The organism is Streptomyces sp. IBSNAI002 (assembly GCF_052244475.1).
Classification (GTDB): domain Bacteria; phylum Actinomycetota; class Actinomycetes; order Streptomycetales; family Streptomycetaceae; genus Streptomyces.
Window position 1 is genome coordinate 4819394 of sequence record NZ_JBQPXG010000002.1, and the last position, 17787, is coordinate 4837180.

Annotated in this window: 23 protein-coding genes; 17 read left to right on the plus strand and 6 right to left on the minus strand. The window is 71.9% G+C overall.

Going from position 1 to position 17787, the window contains the following annotated elements; translation table 11 throughout:
- The first annotated feature begins 34 nt into the window (after nucleotides 1-34).
- The 11 genes from ACTVZO_RS23350 (at nucleotide 35) to ygfZ (ending at nucleotide 7895) form a co-directional block, all read left to right on the plus strand.
- The gene (locus ACTVZO_RS23350) at nucleotides 35-751 is read left to right on the plus strand and encodes an LmeA family phospholipid-binding protein (protein ID WP_443300238.1); all 717 of its coding nucleotides are present in this window, start codon (nucleotides 35-37) and stop codon (nucleotides 749-751) included.
- Nucleotides 752-912: 161 nt separating this feature from the next.
- Nucleotides 913-996, plus strand: coding sequence for a putative leader peptide (locus ACTVZO_RS23355; protein WP_350206375.1), 84 nt, complete (start codon nucleotides 913-915; stop codon nucleotides 994-996).
- A 236-nt stretch (nucleotides 997-1232) separates the two neighbouring features.
- Nucleotides 1233-2078: a sulfurtransferase gene (locus ACTVZO_RS23360; protein WP_443300239.1), complete on the plus strand. Its 846-nt coding sequence runs from the start codon at nucleotides 1233-1235 to the stop codon at nucleotides 2076-2078.
- A gap of 70 nt (nucleotides 2079-2148) precedes the next feature.
- A complete protein-coding gene (locus ACTVZO_RS23365; RefSeq protein WP_361759364.1) occupies nucleotides 2149-2439 on the plus strand; it encodes a DUF1416 domain-containing protein in 291 nt (96 codons plus the stop codon).
- Between the two features lie 112 nt (nucleotides 2440-2551).
- Complete coding sequence (locus ACTVZO_RS23370; protein ID WP_443300240.1) at nucleotides 2552-2815, plus strand: DUF3099 domain-containing protein; 264 nt, start codon at nucleotides 2552-2554, stop codon at nucleotides 2813-2815.
- A gap of 114 nt (nucleotides 2816-2929) precedes the next feature.
- Nucleotides 2930-3733 carry a hypothetical protein gene (locus tag ACTVZO_RS23375; protein WP_443300241.1) on the plus strand — a complete coding sequence of 268 codons (804 nt, stop codon included), beginning with the start codon at nucleotides 2930-2932 and terminating at the stop codon, nucleotides 3731-3733.
- Nucleotides 3730-4572 carry a hypothetical protein gene (locus ACTVZO_RS23380; RefSeq protein ID WP_443300242.1) on the plus strand — a complete coding sequence of 281 codons (843 nt, stop codon included), beginning with the start codon at nucleotides 3730-3732 and terminating at the stop codon, nucleotides 4570-4572. The genes ACTVZO_RS23375 and ACTVZO_RS23380 overlap by 4 nt, the downstream gene beginning before the upstream one ends.
- Entirely contained in the window at nucleotides 4569-5504 is a 936-nt protein-coding gene (locus tag ACTVZO_RS23385) for a hypothetical protein (RefSeq protein WP_443300243.1), read from the plus strand. The genes ACTVZO_RS23380 and ACTVZO_RS23385 overlap by 4 nt, the downstream gene beginning before the upstream one ends.
- A 257-nt stretch (nucleotides 5505-5761) precedes the next feature.
- On the plus strand, nucleotides 5762-6334 hold the full coding sequence (locus ACTVZO_RS23390) for an FABP family protein (protein WP_384218519.1): 573 nt from the start codon (nucleotides 5762-5764) through the stop codon (nucleotides 6332-6334).
- A 97-nt stretch (nucleotides 6335-6431) separates the two neighbouring features.
- Nucleotides 6432-6905 (plus strand): Fur family transcriptional regulator, encoded by a 474-nt coding sequence (locus ACTVZO_RS23395; RefSeq protein WP_443300244.1) that lies wholly within the window; start codon nucleotides 6432-6434, stop codon nucleotides 6903-6905.
- A 21-nt stretch (nucleotides 6906-6926) separates the two neighbouring features.
- The gene (gene ygfZ, locus ACTVZO_RS23400) at nucleotides 6927-7895 is read left to right on the plus strand and encodes a CAF17-like 4Fe-4S cluster assembly/insertion protein YgfZ (protein WP_443300245.1); all 969 of its coding nucleotides are present in this window, start codon (nucleotides 6927-6929) and stop codon (nucleotides 7893-7895) included.
- Between the two features lie 52 nt (nucleotides 7896-7947).
- Here ygfZ and dtd read toward each other — a convergent pair whose 3' ends face one another.
- Nucleotides 7948-8373: a D-aminoacyl-tRNA deacylase gene (gene dtd, locus ACTVZO_RS23405; RefSeq protein ID WP_443300246.1), complete on the minus strand. Its 426-nt coding sequence runs from the start codon at nucleotides 8371-8373 to the stop codon at nucleotides 7948-7950.
- 136 nt (nucleotides 8374-8509) lie between these two features.
- Between dtd and ACTVZO_RS23410 the strand changes: the two genes are divergently transcribed.
- From ACTVZO_RS23410 to ACTVZO_RS23420, 3 genes are all read left to right on the plus strand, one after another.
- A complete protein-coding gene (locus tag ACTVZO_RS23410; protein ID WP_443300247.1) occupies nucleotides 8510-9115 on the plus strand; it encodes an RsiG family protein in 606 nt (201 codons plus the stop codon).
- A 77-nt stretch (nucleotides 9116-9192) separates the two neighbouring features.
- The gene (locus ACTVZO_RS23415; protein ID WP_443300248.1) at nucleotides 9193-10437 is read left to right on the plus strand and encodes a GNAT family N-acetyltransferase; all 1245 of its coding nucleotides are present in this window, start codon (nucleotides 9193-9195) and stop codon (nucleotides 10435-10437) included.
- A 66-nt stretch (nucleotides 10438-10503) separates the two neighbouring features.
- Nucleotides 10504-11265, plus strand: coding sequence for a putative protein N(5)-glutamine methyltransferase (locus ACTVZO_RS23420; protein ID WP_443300249.1), 762 nt, complete (start codon nucleotides 10504-10506; stop codon nucleotides 11263-11265).
- 3 nt (nucleotides 11266-11268) lie between these two features.
- On the opposite strand, the gene ACTVZO_RS23425 is transcribed toward ACTVZO_RS23420, so the two are convergent.
- Nucleotides 11269-11685: a VOC family protein gene (locus tag ACTVZO_RS23425; RefSeq protein ID WP_443300250.1), complete on the minus strand. Its 417-nt coding sequence runs from the start codon at nucleotides 11683-11685 to the stop codon at nucleotides 11269-11271.
- Between the two features lie 69 nt (nucleotides 11686-11754).
- Nucleotides 11755-12150 carry a helix-turn-helix transcriptional regulator gene (locus tag ACTVZO_RS23430; protein WP_443300251.1) on the minus strand — a complete coding sequence of 132 codons (396 nt, stop codon included), beginning with the start codon at nucleotides 12148-12150 and terminating at the stop codon, nucleotides 11755-11757.
- A 94-nt stretch (nucleotides 12151-12244) separates the two neighbouring features.
- On the opposite strand from ACTVZO_RS23430, the gene ACTVZO_RS23435 reads away from it, so the two are divergent.
- The 3 genes from ACTVZO_RS23435 to ACTVZO_RS23445 all read left to right on the plus strand — a co-directional run bounded on the left by ACTVZO_RS23435 (nucleotide 12245) and on the right by ACTVZO_RS23445 (nucleotide 13784).
- Complete coding sequence (locus ACTVZO_RS23435) at nucleotides 12245-12682, plus strand: helix-turn-helix domain-containing protein (RefSeq protein WP_443300252.1); 438 nt, start codon at nucleotides 12245-12247, stop codon at nucleotides 12680-12682.
- A 23-nt stretch (nucleotides 12683-12705) separates the two neighbouring features.
- Nucleotides 12706-13278, plus strand: coding sequence for a hypothetical protein (locus ACTVZO_RS23440; protein ID WP_443300253.1), 573 nt, complete (start codon nucleotides 12706-12708; stop codon nucleotides 13276-13278).
- Nucleotides 13279-13445: 167 nt separating this feature from the next.
- Nucleotides 13446-13784, plus strand: coding sequence for a DUF2516 family protein (locus ACTVZO_RS23445; protein ID WP_443300254.1), 339 nt, complete (start codon nucleotides 13446-13448; stop codon nucleotides 13782-13784).
- Nucleotides 13785-13817: 33 nt separating this feature from the next.
- On the opposite strand, the gene ACTVZO_RS23450 is transcribed toward ACTVZO_RS23445, so the two are convergent.
- The 3 genes from ACTVZO_RS23450 to ACTVZO_RS23460 all read right to left on the minus strand — a co-directional run bounded on the left by ACTVZO_RS23450 (nucleotide 13818) and on the right by ACTVZO_RS23460 (nucleotide 17718).
- Entirely contained in the window at nucleotides 13818-15152 is a 1335-nt protein-coding gene (locus tag ACTVZO_RS23450; protein WP_443300255.1) for a PP2C family protein-serine/threonine phosphatase, read from the minus strand.
- Nucleotides 15153-15468: 316 nt separating this feature from the next.
- Entirely contained in the window at nucleotides 15469-16572 is a 1104-nt protein-coding gene (locus ACTVZO_RS23455; protein ID WP_443300256.1) for an NlpC/P60 family protein, read from the minus strand.
- A 324-nt stretch (nucleotides 16573-16896) separates the two neighbouring features.
- Nucleotides 16897-17718 carry a class I SAM-dependent methyltransferase gene (locus ACTVZO_RS23460; RefSeq protein WP_443300257.1) on the minus strand — a complete coding sequence of 274 codons (822 nt, stop codon included), beginning with the start codon at nucleotides 17716-17718 and terminating at the stop codon, nucleotides 16897-16899.
- Nucleotides 17719-17787: the final 69 nt, after the last annotated feature.

The window sequence follows — 17787 nt, forward strand, 5'->3', positions numbered from 1 at the left end:
AGGGCGCACGTACCGACAAGTAGGGGGAGGGCACGTGCGTTTCCTGCGCGCCATTGTGATCATCGGGGTGGTTCTGGGAGCCCTGTTCGTGGGGGCCGACCGGTGGGCGGTGAGCTACGCCGAGAACCGGCTGGCCGAACGGATCCAGGCCCGGCAGGGGCTGGCCGGGACCTCGGAGGTGGAGATCGACGGGTTCCCGTTCCTGACCCAGGCGCTGAGCCACGACCTGGACCGGGTCGACCTGCGGCTCCGGGGCGTCGACCTGGCCGCCGAGGGCCGCAAGACGCGGCTCAGCGAGCTCGACGCCACCTTCCGCGGTGTGAAGCTGAACGGGGACTACAGCGGCGGCACCGCCGAGCGGGCCGAGGGCACCGGCCTCATCACCTACGCCGACCTGACCGCCGCCTCGCAGACCGGTGCGGCCCTGTCCTACGGCGGGGCGCCCAACAAGGTGCGGGTGACCGCGGCGGTGGACGTCCTCGGCAAGTCGCTGACGCGCAGTGTGGTGTCGACCATCACCCTCGAGGACGCGAAGGACGGCAAGGGCGGCAAGATCGTCCGGGTGCGCGCCGACGAGGTGCCGGGCGAGGGGATCCCCGGGGTCGAGAAGCTGGTCCGCAAGAAGACCGACTTCGAGCGCGACCTCGACGGCGGGCTGCCCGCCGGTCTGCACCTGTCGGCCCTGACCTCGGACGAGGCCGGTGTGCACCTCACGCTGGGCGGCGAGGACGTGGTGCTGGCCGGATCGTGAGACGGTGCGGTCCGATCCGCAGAAGGACGGGCCGTACGAGGGGGCCGGTGAGCGGCGCGGCGGCCGTTCACTCCGTTTCGATCCCACAATGCGGACGATCCTGTCTCGGAATATGACACACCGGTGACAGGGCGGCCGTTTCGTCCCTACGATCCATGGCTATGAAGCATCAGCAGGCGGACCTCACGAAGCGGCGGGCAGTAGACCTGTGTCGCGTCGCCGCCATGCTCTGTCGATCCATGTGACGTGTGAGCGCATCGCTCCACCAGCGCCGGACGACGGCCCTTCCCGCGTGACCGCACCTGCCTCCTGATCCCCCGGCGCCCCTTCGCACCGGACCGGATCCGCGAGTGCACCCGGACGTACGCACGCCCGCACCAGTCGGCAGCACCACCATCCGCAGCCGGCAGGTGCGCAGCACCGCCAGCACCCTTCAGCACCCCGCACAGCCCCGCCGCACACTGCCCCGGAGGAGAACACCATGAGCCGCAGCGACGTCCTCGTAGACGCCGACTGGGTCGAGGCCCACCTGAACGACGCCAACGTCGTCGTCGTCGAGGTGGACGAGGACACGTCCGCCTACGACAAGAACCACATCACCAACGCCGTCCGGATCGACTGGAAGACCGACCTCCAGGACCCGGTCCGCCGTGACTTCGTGGACCAGGAGGGCTTCGAGAAGCTCCTCTCCGCCAAGGGCATCTCCAACGACGACACCGTCGTCCTCTACGGCGGCAACAACAACTGGTTCGCGTCCTACGCCTTCTGGTACTTCAAGCTCTACGGCCACCAGGACGTCCGCCTGCTCGACGGCGGCCGCAAGAAGTGGGAGCTCGACTCCCGCGACCTGGTCGACGGCAAGGACGTCCCGAACCGCCCGGCCACCGAGTACAAGGCCAAGGCCCAGGACACCTCGATCCGCGCCTTCCGCGACGACGTCGTGGCCGCGATCGGCTCCCTGAACCTGGTCGACGTGCGGTCTCCCGACGAGTTCTCCGGCAAGCTGCTCGCCCCGGCGCACCTTCCGCAGGAGCAGTCGCAGCGTCCCGGCCACGTGCCGAGCGCCCGCAACATCCCGTGGTCGAAGAACGCCAACGACGACGGCACCTTCAAGTCGGACGAGGAGCTCAAGGCCCTCTACGAGGCCGAGGGCGTCGACCTGTCGAAGGACACCATCGCCTACTGCCGCATCGGTGAGCGCTCCGCGCTCACGTGGCTCGTGCTCCACCAGATCCTGGGCCAGAAGAACGTCAAGAACTACGACGGCTCGTGGACCGAGTACGGCTCCCTCGTCGGCGTGCCGATCGAGCTCGGCGCCAACAAGTAACCCTGCCGGGCATGCAGGGCCTCGTAGGCCCGTAGTCATCAGAACCACTCTCCAGGACAGGACAGAGAACATGTGTGGAGCACAGATCGGCGGGCCCGACCTCGCGACGCTGAAGCCCGGTGAAACCGCCATCCAGGGCCAGATCACCAAGGGGGGCGAGCCGGTGTCCGGCTACGTCCGCCTGCTGGACTCGACCGGCGAGTTCACCGCCGAGGTCCCGACCTCGGCGACCGGCCAGTTCCGCTTCTACGCGGCCGAGGGCTCCTGGACGCTGCGCGCGCTCGTCCCGGGCGGGACGGCGGACCGCAAGGTCGTCGTCGCCGAGGCCGGCGGCGTGACGGACGTGGCGATCGCGGTCTGAGCACCGCACATGTGATCGCCTGATTGATCGGCCGAAGGGCCGCACCCCCGGGGGTTGGACGCCACTGGAACGGGGTGCGGCCCTTCGTGCCGTCTGCTCCTACCCTGGAGGCATGTACGCCCGGCGCCGACGCGTCTACTTCCTGCTCATGGGCGGATGCCTGGTCCTGTTCGTCTCCGCCTGGGCCTTCGTGCGCCTGTGGTCGGTGGAGGCCGCGGTGGCGATGTGCGTGGTCGCCATGGTCATCCCGCCGGTCGCCGCGGTGGTCGCGAACCGGCGCGGACCGGAGGACCGCTGGTGGGACGACCCCTCGGGCGATCCGAAGTCCGACGAGTGGTGGGACGAACTGGATGGAAAGCGGCGTCACGAGGATTGAAACGCCGTGAGATAAAAATGTAATAAGGGTTCGTACAACCAGTCCTCGCCAGGGCGGGTCATCGGTACGCGCGGGTATCCGAATCCGCGCCTCCAGGCCTGTGGGGGGACTTCCTTGGAACACGAACACACCATCCCCGAGCAGCGGAAAGAGGGGGAACTCGCGGCTCCCGACCCCGTTGCCGAACCCGCGCCGGCCCTCGTCCCGCGGCGCCGCCGGGGACGTACCACGCTCCTGATCGCCGGCGCGGCCGTGCTCGGCGTGCTCGCCGGGACGATCACGGGCTACGCGGTCCAGTACCACCGGGCCCCGACCCCGCTGCCGCCGCTGGCGCAGCAGAACGTGGCCGTGCAGCCGCCCGTCGCGCCGAACGAGGCGACCACCCGCCGCTCCGTCAACGGCAACCGGTGGGACAAGGCGGAGGAGGACCTCGCCAAGAAGCTGCTGGAGGCCCCGGGGGGCGCGAAGGACGGCTACTCCGGTTACGAGTCGCTGGACATGTTCGCGGCGAGCTACTACGAGTCCCCCGACCGCGGCTTCGACGCCATCGCCCAGGACGTGCGCCGGATCGCCACGGCGGGCTGGCGGCAGGGCGAGAACGACTTCATCGAGATCCGGCTGCTCCAGTTCCAGGACCAGCACTCGGCCCAGAAGTACCAGGAGGGCCAGTCCTCGTACCAGGACGAGGAGAAGCGCGCGGGCAACGACGGCTTCGCGCTGCCCGGCGTCCCCGACGGTTACGGCCGTGCCTGGCTCTACAAGCAGAAGACGAAGGCGGGGTACCTCCCGCTGCGCCAGGCCCGGGCCATCCTCCGGCGCGGGGACATCGTCATGGACGTCGAGCTCACCAACAACCGGGGTGACGTCTCCCAGGGCGAGATCACCGACCTGGCCAAGCGACAGATGGAGCGGCTGTGACCGAGCAGCAGAACGACGCCGTGGCCGGTCCGGAGGCCCAGCAGGACGCAGCGGTCTCCGCGCGCCCGCCGCGCCGGGTGAACCGCCGGGCGCTGGCCCTGGCCGCGGGCGGGCTCGGCCTGGCCGTCCTCGCGGGCGGCGGCTTCTGGGCCGCCGGCCGGATCGACCAGGCCGACCGGACCTCCCCGACGCGCTACTGGGTACCGGACGGCCCCCGGCCGACCACCTCGGCGGCCCCGGTTCCGACCGTGCCGCCCAACGAGCTCACGGGCAAGCTGCTGCCGGTCCCCGCCAGCTACGAGCTGGGCCCCGACCTGGAGGACGAGGGCAACGACTTCTACGTGTCGGGCGAGCGCGCGGTCCAGGCCGTGAAGGACTCCCGGACGGGGCTGTCGGCCGCCGAGCGCGCCGAGCGGGACAAGGCCGTGGCCGAGCTGAAGCTCAAGGGCGTGGCCGGTCGCAGCTACACCCTCACGTACGCCGGCCCGATCATCGAGATCGAGCTCACGCAGGCGGACCCGCAGGCACTCGTGAAGTTCGCGGACCTCAACAAGAAGCTCCTCGACGTCCTCGTGGCGCTGGGCGAGAAGAAGAAGGAGGCGCCCGCCGTCGAAGGGTTCCCGCAGGCCAAGTGCGTCCTGCTGGACATCGTCGAGGAACGGCCCGAGGCGTCGTCGAAGCCCGAGACGATCGAATCCCTCGACTGCGTCGCCGTCGAGGGCGACGTGCTGGTGACCTTCCGTTCGTACGGTCCCCGGCCCCGGTTCGACGTGAAGACGGCCGTCGATCTGTTCACGAGGCAGCTGAACCACCTGAAGTCCCCCGGGGAGTCCGCGTGACCGAGCAGAACACCACCGACGCCGCCCCCGCCGCGGCACCGGACCTCGTGGCCGAGCAGGCCCCCGAGCCGGTCGCCGAGCAGGCCCCCGAGGCAACCCCCGAGCCGGCCGCCGAGGAGGCGGTGCCGGCCGCGCCCAAGGACCGCCGGAAGCTCTTCGCCGCCCTTCGGTGGACCGCCGCCGTCCTCGTCTTCGCCGCCGTCGGCGCGGGCACCGCGTACGGAGTCGTCCAGCCGGAGCGGACGGAGATCCCCGGCCTGTCCACACTGCCCGACGGCCGCTGGACCTACCCGGAGCTGGCCAAGCCCGAGCTGCCGGCCGGAGCCCCGCTGCCCGGCGCCACGGACAACCCGGACGGCACGCACTACGCCGCCCTGAGCGCCCTCCTGCTCCCCGCCCCCGAGGGGTCCCGGCCCGACGACACCGTCAAGGCGGACAAGGACGGGAAGGTGGAGCCGGACGCCTTCCTGGAGGAGTACGCCGCCGACGACCGGGCGAAGCTCAAGGAGGGCTTCGAGTACGAGGGGCTGCGCCAGATCGCGGGCCGGTCCTGGACCATGCCCGACGGCACGCGAACCCGCGTCTACCTGCTGCGCTTCCACTCCTCCAGCTTCGTGGACACCTTCCGCGGCTGCGCCATCAACACCCGGCTGACCGGCGCCGACGCGCTCTCGGTCGACCTGTCGTGGAGCAAGGCCAAGAACGAGCAGTCCGGCAACGCCGGGAGCGGCGACCGCCCCGGGGCGGGCACCCTCAGCCCCAGCGACATCAGCCTCTACGAGGAGTCCAAGCCCTTCGGGGACGAGCAGGTCCGCTTCGGCTGCCTGCAGACGGGTGACGTCCAGGGCGTGATCATCCAGTCCCGCAAGGGCGGGCTGCCGGTGCTTCCCTTCCACCAGACGGTGATCCTCCAGAGCCAGCTGCTGAGCTGAGGTCCGTCCGGCGGACCTCGCAGAGTGCGCCGGTCCCCGGGCCAGTAGGCTTGGGGACCGGCCCGTACACCGCACCGAATCCTCCGAGGAGCACCCCGTGCTTGAGGCAGTCTTCACCTCCCTGCTGGTCCTGGTCTGCGTCGGCGTCATGGCCTTCACGGTCCTGGCCGTCAAGAAGCTCTACCAGGGCCAGCGCTGAGCTCCGGCTCCGCCGACCGCCCCGGAACCCCTCCCACAGATCGCCTGAGCAGCCATCCATGATCCAGATCCCGTCCGACCTGAACCCGGGACTCGTCCCCCTCGCCTTCCTCCTCGGCAACTGGGAGGGCGCGGGAGTCTTCGACTTCCCGGGTGAGGACAAGTGCAACTTCGGCCAGGAGGTCGTCTTCAGCCACGACGGCCGGGACTTCCTGGAGTACACCTCCCACACCTGGGTCCTCGACGCCGAGGGCAAGAAGGTGCGGCCGCTGGAGTCCGAGTCGGGTTACTGGCGCATCGACAAGGACCGCAAGGTCGAGGTCGTCATGGTCCGCGACCAGGGTGTCGTCGAGGTCTGGTACGGCGACCTCGCCGACCAGAAGCCCCAGATCGACCTGGTCACCGACGCCGTCGCGCGCACCGCTGCCTCCGGCCCGTACAGCGGCGGCAAGCGGCTCTACGGCTACGTGAAGAGCGACCTGATGTGGGTCGGCGAGAAGGCCACTCCCGAGGTGGAGCTGCGCCCGTACATGTCGGCCCAGCTGAAGAAGGTCGTCACCCCCGAGGAGGTCGCCGAGATGGCGCGCAACCTCCCGGACATGCCGGACGACGGCATCGCCTTCTTCCGCTGAGGCGTGACGCGTGACGCGTGACGCGCCGACGCCCGGCTGACGGGAAGGGGACCGCGGGCAAGACCCGCGGTCCCCTTCCCGCGCTTACACTGGCCGGGTGGTGAGCACCGAGAGCGCCGACAGCACCGGACGCGCCGAAGACGTCGACTGGAAGACCGACCTGCGGCGGCGCGGGTACCGGCTGACACCGCAGCGCCAGCTCGTACTGGAAGCGGTCGACACCCTGGAGCACGCGAGCCCGGACGCGATCCTCGCCGAGGTCCGCAAGACCGCCTCCGGCGTCAACATCTCCACCGTCTACCGCACGCTGGAGCTGCTGGAGGAGCTGAAGCTCGTCTCGCACGCCCACCTCGGCCACGGTGCGCCCACCTACCACCTCGCCGACCGGCACCACCACATCCACCTGGTCTGTCGCGACTGCGGCGAGGTCATCGAGGCGGATGTCGACATCGCCTCCGAGTTCACCGCCAAGCTCCGTGCGACCTTCGGGTTCGAGACCGACATGAAGCACTTCGCGATCTTCGGGCTGTGCAAGGACTGTGCCGCGAAACACCGTGCCGGGCACGCGTAGCCGAGTCGTACGCTTGGTCCCATGACCAGCAGCCCCTTGCTCCATCTCCCCGGCGCCGTGCAGGCCGAAGGCCGCGACGAGGGCGTCGCCGCCCACTACGGCGAGCTGTACGGCGAACAGCGCGCCCTCGCGGACGGCCGCGGCTTCGTCGACCTCTCGCACCGCGGAGTCGTCACCGTCACCGGGCCGGAGCGGCTGAGCTGGCTGCACCTGCTGCTCACCCAGCACCTCACCGAGCTGCCGGCCGGGCAGGCCACCGAGGCGCTGATCCTCTCCGCCAACGGCCACATCGAGCACGCGCTCTACCTCGTCGACGACGGCGAGACCACGTGGGCGCACGTGGAGCCCGGCACCCAGGGGGAGCTGATCGCCTACCTGGAGTCGATGAAGTTCTTCTACCGCGTCGAAGTCGCCGACCGCACCGAGGAGTTCGCGGTGGTGCACCTGCCCGCCGGCTCCATCGCCGAGGTCGCCAAGGAGCACGCCGTACGGGAGACCGCGTACGGCCGGGACGTCTTCCTGCCGCGCGACGGCCTGGAGGCCTTCGCGGCCGGCCACGGCCCCGCCGCCGGACTCCTCGCCTACGAGGCCCTGCGCGTCGAGGGGCACCGGCCCCGGCTCGGCCTGGAGACCGACCACCGCACCATCCCGCACGAGCTCGGCTGGATCGGCACCGCCGTCCACCTCCAGAAGGGCTGCTACCGCGGCCAGGAGACGGTGGCCCGCGTCCACAACCTGGGGAAGCCACCGCGCCGCCTGGTCTTCCTGCACCTGGACGGCTCCGACGTGCTGCTCCCGCCGCACGGCGCACCCGTCCGGCTCGCCGCCGACGGCGCCGAGGGCCGGCAGCTGGGCTTCGTGACCACGGCCGTACGCCACCACGAGCTGGGCCCGATCGCCCTCGCGCTGGTCAAGCGGAACGTTCCGCTGGACGCGTCGCTGCTGGCCGGGGACACGGCCGCCGCGCAGGAGGTCGTCGTAGCGCCCTGACCGGACCGGGGCCCCGGGTCCCACCGGGCCCGGCGCCGGCGTACGCGCGCGCCTAGACGTCGATGACGATGGTGAACGGGCCGTGGTTGGTCAGCGAGACACGCATGTCCGCACCGAACCGGCCCGTCGCCACCGTCGCGCCCAGCGCCCGCAGCTGTGCCACGACCTCGTCGACCAGCGGCTCGGCCACCGGTCCGGGCGCGGCCGCGTTCCAGGTGGGACGGCGTCCCTTGCGGGCGTCTCCGTACAGCGTGAACTGGGAGATCACCAGCAGTGGCGCGTCCACGTCGCTGCAGGACTTCTCCGCTTCCAGGATCCGCACCGACCACAGCTTGCGGGCGAGCACCGCCGCCTTCTCCGGAGTGTCGTCGTGGGTCACCCCCACCAGCACGCACAGCCCCTCGCCGACGATCTCGCCCACGGTCTCGCCGCCCACGACGACGCTCGCGCCGTCCACCCTCTGCACCACAGCTCGCATACCACCTGTGTACCAGGCTTGCACCCGTCCGGGGCCGATCGGGTGGAGTAGCACTGCGTCCGGGCCACGGAGAGTGGCACCATGCACGCAGGCGGTGCGGGTGCGCCGCACCGGCCGAGGGGACGGATCCGTTCGTATGAATACTTCTGGTACCTCCGTACCTGCATCACCCGGGGCCACGTCGCCGGTGCCCGCCGTCGCCGCCGCGGTACGACCGCCCGCGCAGCGCACCGCCGACAGCCCGGCCACGGCCCCGGCCACGGGTGGCGCCCCGACCAGCGCCCTCGGGCTGCCGGAGCTGCGGACGCTGCGCCGCGACGCCCAGCGCGACGAGGCCGACCTGAGCTACGTGCGCCGCCTGCTCCAGGGCCGCATCGACATCCTGCGGGCCGAGCTGGCCCGGCGTACGGACACGGAGGCGCCGGTGGTGGACCGGCTCTCCGAGATCCTCGCCGACGCACCGTCCAGCCGCAGCGCCTCGGCCCGGCACGTCACGCTCGGCACCCCGCACAGCGAGGAGTACCGGCTGCTGGCGGCGGAGATGCTGGCCGACGTCGAGCTCTCGGACCTGGCCGCGCGCACGGACGGCGAGTTGTACGACGGGATGGGCAAGCTGGTGCGCTACGAGCAGCAGGTCTCGCGCCGCCGGCAGCAGCTCCAGCGCACGGTGGACGACTGCAGTGCGGAGATCACCCGCCGGTACCGGGAGGGCGAGGCGCAGGTGGACGACCTGCTGGCCTGAGGCAGACCCTGGCACCCGCGCGGGGCCGCCGGAAATCCGGGCGACGCGGGCCGGCCGGCCAACTAGCGTGGCCTGTCATGACTGCTGATGTGCGGCCGATCGCCGCGTCCGGACTCGCCGAGTGGCTGCGGACCCTGAACACCGGGTTCCTGACGCCGACGCGGGTGACGGAGTCGGACGTCGCGCTGCGGGCCAAGTACAGCGACCTCGCCCGGCTCCTGGGTGCCTTCGACGCCGTGACCGGCCGCTGCGTGGCGACCTTCCGCTCCTTCGACCAGCGGCTGACCGTCCCGGGCGGGGCCGCCGTCCCGTCCAGCGCGGTCTCGAACGTCGCCGTGCTGCCCACGCACCGCCGCCAGGGCCTGCTGACCCGGATGATGGCCGCCGAGCTGGCCGCCGCCCGCGCGCGCGGCGACGTGCTGTCCACGCTGATCGCCGCCGAGTACCCGATCTACGGCCGGTACGGCTACGGGCCCGCGGCCTCGATCGCGGAATGGGAGATCGACGTACCGCGCACCGGACTGGACCCGCGCTGGTCGGGGCCCGCGGACGGCGGGAGGATCGACCTGGTGGACGTGGACGAGGTCCGGGAGGTGGGGCCGGCGCTGCACGAGCGGCTGCGCGCGGCCACGCACGGCGCGGTGAACCGGGACGAGCGCTGGTGGCGGCTGGCGACCGGCCTGGAGGAGATGTCGTACCGTCCGTACAAGGACAAGTTCCACGCCGTGTACCGGACGGCGGCGGGCGAGGTGGCCGGGCTGGCCGTCTACACCGCCGACGACCACTGGACGGACGCGAAGGTTCCGTTGAACACCGTGCAGGTCAAGGACCTGATCGCGGTCACGCCGGAGGCCGAGCGGGCGCTGTGGCACTTCCTGTGCTCCATCGACTGGGTGCTGAAGGTCCGCACCGGCGGCCGGGCCCCCGACGACCTGGTCACGCAGTTCCTGCCCGACCCGCGCTCGGCCCGGCCGCTGACCTCGGCGGACTTCCTGTGGGTGCGGCTGCTGGACGTCGTACGGGCGCTGGGCGCGCGGACGTACGCCGTGCCCGGGGTCCTCGTGCTCGAGGTCGCGGACGCGGCGGGGCTCGCGGACGGCCGCTACCGGCTGGACGCGGGCAGCGGCACGTGCGAGCGCACCGAGGAGGCGGCGGACCTGCGGCTGGACGTGTCCGCGCTGGGTTCCCTGTACCTCGGCGACGAGTCCGCGCTGCGGCTGGGCGCCCTGGGGCGGGTGGCCGAACTGCGGCCTGGCAGGCTGGCGCTGGCCGACGCGGTGTTCCGCACGGCACGCCGGCCGTGGTGCCCGGACGTGTTCTAGAGCGTCGGGCGTCTGCGAGACAACCGTTACCCGCTACCCGCTACCCGCTAACCGAGGACCGAGGCATTGACGACCCTGGTGGAACAACTGCGTGCGGCCGGCTGCGTCTTCGCGGAGGAGGAGGCGGACCTGCTGCGCGCCGCCGCGCGCGACGACGGCCACCTGGCGGAGCTGCTGGCCCGCCGGGTCGGCGGCGAACCGCTGGAACACGTGGTGGGCTGGGCGGAGTTCTGCGGGCTGCGCGTGGCGGTGGGCGCGGGGGCCTTCGTGCCGCGCAGGCGCAGCGAGTTCCTGGTGGCACGGGCCGTGGCCTCGGCCCGGCCCGGCGCCGTGGTGCTGGACCTGTGCTGCGGGGTCGGGGCCCTGGGCGCGGCGGTCGCGGCGCGGGTGCCGGGCGGGGTGGAGCTGCACGCGGCCGACATCGACCCGGCCGCGCTGGCCTACGCGCGGCGCAACGTGGCCCCGTACGGGGGCAGCGTGTGGGAGGGCGACCTGTACGCCGCGCTCCCGGCTTCGCTGCGGGGGCGGGTGGACGTGCTGGTGGTCAACGCCCCGTACGTGCCGACGGAGGAGATCGGCCTCATGCCCTCCGAGGCCCGGGACCACGAGCCCCGGGTCTCCCTGGACGGCGGTGCGGACGGCCTCGACGTCCACCGCCGGGTCGCGGCGGACGCCCCGCACTGGCTGGCCCCGGGCGGCCGGCTGCTGATCGAGACGAGTGCCCGCCAGTGCCCGGTGACCGCTTCGGCCCTGGCCTCGGCGGGGCTGACGACCCGCGTGGCCACCTCGGAGGAGCTGTACGCGACGGTGGTGATCGCCGCGCGGTGAGGTCTACCGCGTGCGGGGCTGGGTGATGCGGAGCATGTTGCCGGAAGGGTCGCGGAAGGCGCAGTCGCGGACGCCGTAGGGCTGGTCGACCGGCTCCTGCAGCACCTCGCCGCCGGCGGCCTTGACCTTCTCGAAGGTGGCGTCGCAGTCGTCGGTGGAGAAGATCACCCCGCGCAGCATGCCCTTGGCCAGCAGTTCAGCCATGACCTGGCGGTCGGCCGGGGCGGCGTTGGGGTCGGCGAGCGGAGGCTCGAGGACGATCTCCACGTCGGGCTGCGAGGGGGAGCCGACGGTCACCCAGCGCATCCCCTCGAAGCCGACGTCGTTGCGCACCTCCAGGCCGAGGGCGTCGTGGTAGAAGGCGAGCGCCTTGTCGTGGTCGTCGACGGCGATGAAGCACTGCGAGAGCTTGATGTCCATGCCCCGACGCTACGAGACGCAGCCGGATCACGCTCCCCCACGGGCCGGTGCCCGGCTGCCGTTGCCGGCCTACCTGTTCCTGACGGGCCGGGTGAGGACCTTGGCGACGCAGGCCGGGATGGGGGCGCCCGCCTCGTGCCGGCGGGCCCGGTAGGCGCTCGGGGTCTCGCCGACCAGCTCGGTGAAGCGCGAGCTGAACGACCCGAGCGAGGTGCACCCGACCGCGAAGCAGACGTCGGTCACGCTCATGTCGCCCCGCCGCAGCAGCGCCTTCGCCCGCTCGACGCGGCGGGTCATCAGGTAGGTGTACGGGGTCTCGCCGTAGGCGGCGCGGAAGCTGCGCGAGAAGTGCCCGGGGGACATGAGGGCGACCTTGGCCAGCGCGGGAACGTCCAGCGGCAGCGCGTAGTCGCGGTCCATCACGTCCCGCGCGCGGCGCAGCCGTACCAGGTCCTCCAGGGTCACCGCCCCAGCATCGCACGACGTTCCGACAGCCAGGGGTGGGAGATGTTGCAAGCACCTGCTTGCAATAGTTAGCAGAGTCGGGCAGGATCGGGGCATGGCATCGCTCAACGTCGGAAACCTCGGCGAGTACCTCCGTGAGCAGCGTCGGCAGGCCCAGCTTTCGCTGCGGCAGCTCGCCGACGCGGCGGGGGTGTCGAATCCGTACCTGAGCCAGATCGAGCGCGGGCTGCGCAAGCCGAGCGCGGACATCCTCCAGCAGCTGGCCAAGGCGCTGCGGATCTCCGCGGAGACGCTGTACGTGCAGGCCGGGATCCTGGATGAGCGGGACCGGGACGAGGTGGAGACGCGGGCCGTCATCCTCGCCGACCCGTCCATCAACGAGCGGCAGAAGCAGGTGCTGCTCCAGATCTACGAGTCGTTCCGCAAGGAGAACGCGCTCGACGCGCCCGAAGGGCTCGACGCACCCGGTGGGTCCGACGTACCCGGTGGGTCCGACGCGCCCGCCGCCGAGATGCCGCCGAAGACGAACTGAACTGGATCCGGGAGGACCCGCACATGGCCATCGCCGATGACCTGAAGAAGACCCTCACCGACCCCACCCCCCTCTACTTCGCCGCCGGTACGGCCGACCTGGCCGTCCAGCAGGCCAAGAAGGTGCCGGGGCTCATCGAGCAGCTGCGCGCCGAGGCGCCCGCGCGCATCGAGGCCGTGAAGAACACCGACCCCAAGGTCGTGCAGGAGAAGGCCACGGCGGCGGCCAAGGAGGCGCAGGAGGCGGTCTCCGCCAAGGTCGCCGAGGTGTTCGGCGCGATCGACCCGAAGAAGATCGGGGAGACCGCGCAGGACCTGGCGCTGCGCGGTGTCGGTGTGGCCGCGGAGTACGCGGTCCGTGCCAAGGAGACCTACGACAAGGTCGCCGAGCACGGCGAGCAGGCCGTCCGTGCCTGGCGCGGCGAGGTCTCGGAGGAGATCGTCGAGATCGCCGTGGCCGTCGAGCCGGAGGCGGAGGCCGAGCCGGCCGCCGCGGAGGCGTCCTCCGACTCCGAGGAGAAGCCCGCGGCGCGGAAGACCACCGCGCGCAAGAACACGGCCAAGAAGGCCACCGTCACGGCGGGCGACGAGAGCTGAGCGCGAGGGCCGGGCGCGAGAGCCGACAGGCATGAGCGGCGGCGGGCCGGGCACCTTGAGGGTGTCCGGCCCGTTGTCATTCGTGAGGGCGGCCGTGCCGGTAGCGTGGAATCGGGCGGCATTCCGTCGGGAGTGCGAGGCAAGAGCATGAGAAGGCGGTCGAAGCGATGTTGATGGACGGGTTCGATCAAGGCGTGATCCCCATTCTGGGGCTCGCCATGCTGGTGCTCGCCGTCGTGGCCTTCGTGTTCGCGGTGCTCGCGCGCGAGGACGCGTACCGGGCGGCCGGCAAGCAGACCAAGACGTTCTGGCTGGTCATCCTGGGCATCACCGTGCTCGTGGACTTCGTCCTGCAGATGCTGTTCCTGCAGATCGCCGGCCTCGTCGCCACGATCGTCTTCTTCGTCGACGTGCGCCCCGCGCTCAAGCAGGTCTCGGGCGGCGGGCGGCGCAGCGGCGGCAGCAGCAGTGACGGGCCCTACGGTCCGTACAACGGCGGCAGGTAGACCGGAGCGGGCGGAGCGCCGTCCCGCCCCTCGTCAGGACGCGCCGCGGGAGAGCAGGACCACGGCCACGTCGTCCGTGAGCTCGCCGCCGTTGAGGCGGCGGGCCTCGGTGACGGAGGCTTCGAGCAGGTTCTCGCCCCTCAGCCCCTCGTCCAGGTGGCGGTTGATCATCTCGACCATGCCGTCCTGCCCGAGGCGTTCCTTGCCCGCGCCGATCCGGCCCTCGATCAGCCCGTCGGTGTAGAGCATCAGGTTCCAGGTGCCGCCGAGCTCGACCTGGCGCCGGGGCCATCGGGCCTTGGGCAGCAGTCCGAGCGCCGGGCCGCTGTTCTCGTACGGGAGCAGTCGCGCGGGTCGGCCCGGCCTGGAGATCAGCGGTGCCGGGTGGCCGGCCAGGCACAGTCCGGCGCGGCGGCCGTCGGGGGAGATGTCCACCGTGCACAGCGTCGCGAAGATCTCCTCGCAGGGACGTTCCACCTCCAGCACCTGCTGGAGGGTGGCCAGCAGGTCGTCGCCGCACAGACCGGCCAGGGTCAGGGCGCGCCAGGCGATGCGGAGCTCGACGCCGAGGGCCGCCTCGTCGGGGCCGTGGCCGCAGACGTCGCCGATCATGGCGTGGACGGTGCCGTCGGGGGTGCGGACGGTGTCGTAGAAGTCGCCGCCCAGCAGGGCCCGGCTGCGGCCGGGGCGGTAGCGCGCGGCGAAGCGGAGGTCCGAGCCCTCCAGGAGCGGATTGGGGAGCAGGCCGCGCTCCAGGCGGGCGTTCTCCTGGGCGCGCAGTTTCGATTCTGCAAGTTTGTACTGGGCGATGTCGGCCCGTTTTCTCTCCACCGCGTAGCGGATGGCGCGGCTCAGCAGCCGGCCGTCGAGCTCGTCCCGGAAGAGGAAGTCCTGGGCGCCGACCCGGACGGCCTCGGCGGCGCGCTCGGCGTCCTCCTCGGCGGTGAGGACGAGGACGGCGTGGCGCGGGGCGAGGCGGAGCACCTGGCGGAGGTTGGACAGCTGGTCCACGGCGGTGGCCGCCGTCCGGGGACCCAGGTCCGGCAGGGCCAGGTCGAGCAGGATGCAGTGGACGTCGGGCGTGAGCAGCCGTGCGGCCTCGGTGAGGTTGCGGGCGGTGCGGAGGCGGATGCGGTGGCCGTCGGTGTCGAGGATCTCGGGGACGGTCAGGCCGCCGGCGGGGTCGTCCTCGATGACCAGGAGGGTCAGCGGCGTCGTGTGGGTGGTCGCGTGTGCGGTTGCCGACGGGGTCGCCTGAGGGGTCGCCTGTGGCGTCGCCTGCGCCAGGGGCGGGGCGGCGGCGGTCAGAACAGCCTGACCGTTCTCCGTGGCCGGGGTGTCCCTCTGCCGCGGTACGGGTACGGGCATCGTCTCCGGTTCCTTCCCTCCCCCCGAGGGTGCGCTCGTGCGCCGACCCTAGCGGCCCGGCCCGGCGGGCGGAATGCCGAGCTGGGCCAGGGCCTCCGTCATATGCCGTTATCGCGGGGGAAAATCGGTCTCACTGGATGACAAAGGTCACGGCGGGGCCGTGTTCCGTCCCGTCTACCGAGACGTCCGGGAACCCCTTTTGGTTGCCTGCGCCACCCGCCACCCGCCACCCGCCACCCGCCACCCGCCACCCGCCACCCGCCACCCGCCACCCGCCACCCGCCCGAACCCGCGCCGCCGCCGCGCCCCGCGGGGGTTACGCGTCGGGGCGGACGACCGCCTTGATCGGCATGGAGCCCGCGCCGGCCATCGTCACGTGGCGGCCCGGGCGCGGGGCGTGGACCATCGCGCCGTCGCCGACGTACATCGCGACGTGGCTCGCGTCGTCGAAGTAGATGATCAGGTCGCCCGGACGCATGTCCTTCAGCGCGACCTTCGGCAGCAGCCGCAGTTGCTCCTGCGAGGTGCGCGGGATCGACTTGCCCGCGGCCAGCCATGCCTGCGAGGTCAGGCCGGAGCAGTCGAACGCGGCCGGGCCCTCGGCTCCCCAGACGTACGGCTTGCCCATCTGGGCGGTGGCGTACTGCACGGCACGCTTCCCGGCGTCCGTGGCCACGCCGTTGACGTCCTTCATCGCGCCCGTCGACAGCCAGGCCGTCTGCGCCTTGTACTGCGCTTCCTGCTCCAACTGGATGAGCCGGGCCCTCTCCTCGGCCTCCAGCTTGTTCTCCAGCTCCTCCGCAGCCTTGATCTTGTCCTCGATCTGCTTCTTCGAGTTCTCCTGCTTGATCCGGTTGTCCTCGAGCAGCGCCCACTGCGCGCTCGCGTCCTCCGCGTACCGCTTCAAGTCGTTCTGGGTGCGGTCCAGTTCCGTCAGCATGTCCGAGGCGGCCTTCTCGCCCTGGCGCAGCCGGTTCGCCCCGTCGAGGAACTGGTTCGGATCGTCGCTCAGCGCCAGCTTCGCGCCGGGCGGCAGGCCGCCCGAGCGGTACTGGGCGCGGGCGGCGGCGCCCGCGCGGCCCTTCAGGGTCGAGATCCGCTCCTGGCCGGCCACGATCAGGTTGGCGATCTCGACGATCTTGTCCGACTGGGCCTTCGACTCGGCCTCGGCCTGGTTGTAGGCGTCCGTGGCGGTGCCCGCCTGCCGGTACAGCTCCTCGATCTCCTTGCGGACCTCTTCCAGGGACTTCGCGCCCGGCTGCGGGGCAGGAGCCGCCGGGGCCCCGGGAGTTGCCGGTGCCACGGGCGCGGCCGGCGCCGCGTACGCCATACCCGTCGCCAGGCCCGGCGCCGTCAGTATCGCCATCGCGCACAGCAGTACGAGCCCGCTCACGCCGCGCCGTCGCCGTTCGGCTCCCATGGTCCCCCCAGGCACCCGGAGTCAGATCCCGCAGTACCCTGCATCAGATCTGACTATTCGTCAGTAACTTGTCTCTGCCTTCGGGATGGTGCCACGAGCCGGTGAAATCCGACACCCTTGTGGATGTCCTCCGGATCTTGTCCGCCCCAACGGACCCCACCCCTCACGGCTCAACGGGCGATCCGTATCACCGGTTCCCCGCCGCCCCGTTTTCACCCCCGAGCGCCCCGAGTATCCAGAGCGCCCCGATCATCCCACTCACCCCGAGCGCCCCGCTCACCCGGTCGCCCGCTCACCCGGTCGCCCGGTCACCCCCTGACCCGGTCACCCCCTCGGGCGCAACGCCTCCCACCGCACCGTGAGTTCCCCCTGCCGCCACCGCACCGGCCCGTCCGCCAGCGGCCAGTCGCCGGACAGCGCCCGCGCCGTCCGGATCCAGCGCTGCCGGGCTCCGTACGAGGCGTACGGAGCCGCCGCCGCCCACGCCCGGTCGAAGTCGCGCAGGAACGCGTGCACCGGCTCGCCCGGCACGTTGCGGTGAATCAGCGCCTTCGGCAGCCGCTCCGCCAGGTCCGAGGGGCGCTCCAGGGAGCCCAGCCGGGTCGCGAACGTCACCGTGCGCGCCCCCTCAGGCCCCAGCGCCACCCACACGTGCCGCCGCCCGATCTCGTCACAGGTCCCCTCCACCAGCAGCCCGTCCGGAGCCAGCCGCGCGCACAGCCGCTCCCACACCGCCGCGACCTGCTCCTCGTCGTACTGGCGCAGCACGTTCGCCGCCCGGATCAGCGCCGGGCGGACCCCGTCCTCCAGCGGCACCTCGAACCCGCCGTGCCGGAAGCTCAGCCCCTCCCGCTCGTAGGGCTTCGCCCCCGCCACCCGCGCGGGCTCGATCTCGATGCCGACCACCCGGACCAGCGGAGCCGCCTCGCGCAGCCGCGCCAGCAGCTCGACCGCCGTCCAGGGCGCGGCCCCGTAGCCGAGGTCCACCGCGAGCGGTGCCTGCGCGCGCCGCAGCGCCGCCCCGTGTGTGGCGGCGATCCAGCGGTCCATACGGCGCAACCGGTTCGGATTCGTCGTCCCGCGCGTCACCGAACCCACGGGACGGCCGGGGGCGCGGCTCGGGGTCGGAGGGGTGCGGGGGGCCATGAGCCGAGGGTAAGCGGAGGGCCCTCGCCGGATGAAAAACGTGCTCCGGCCGAGAAAAAGGCAGGGAAA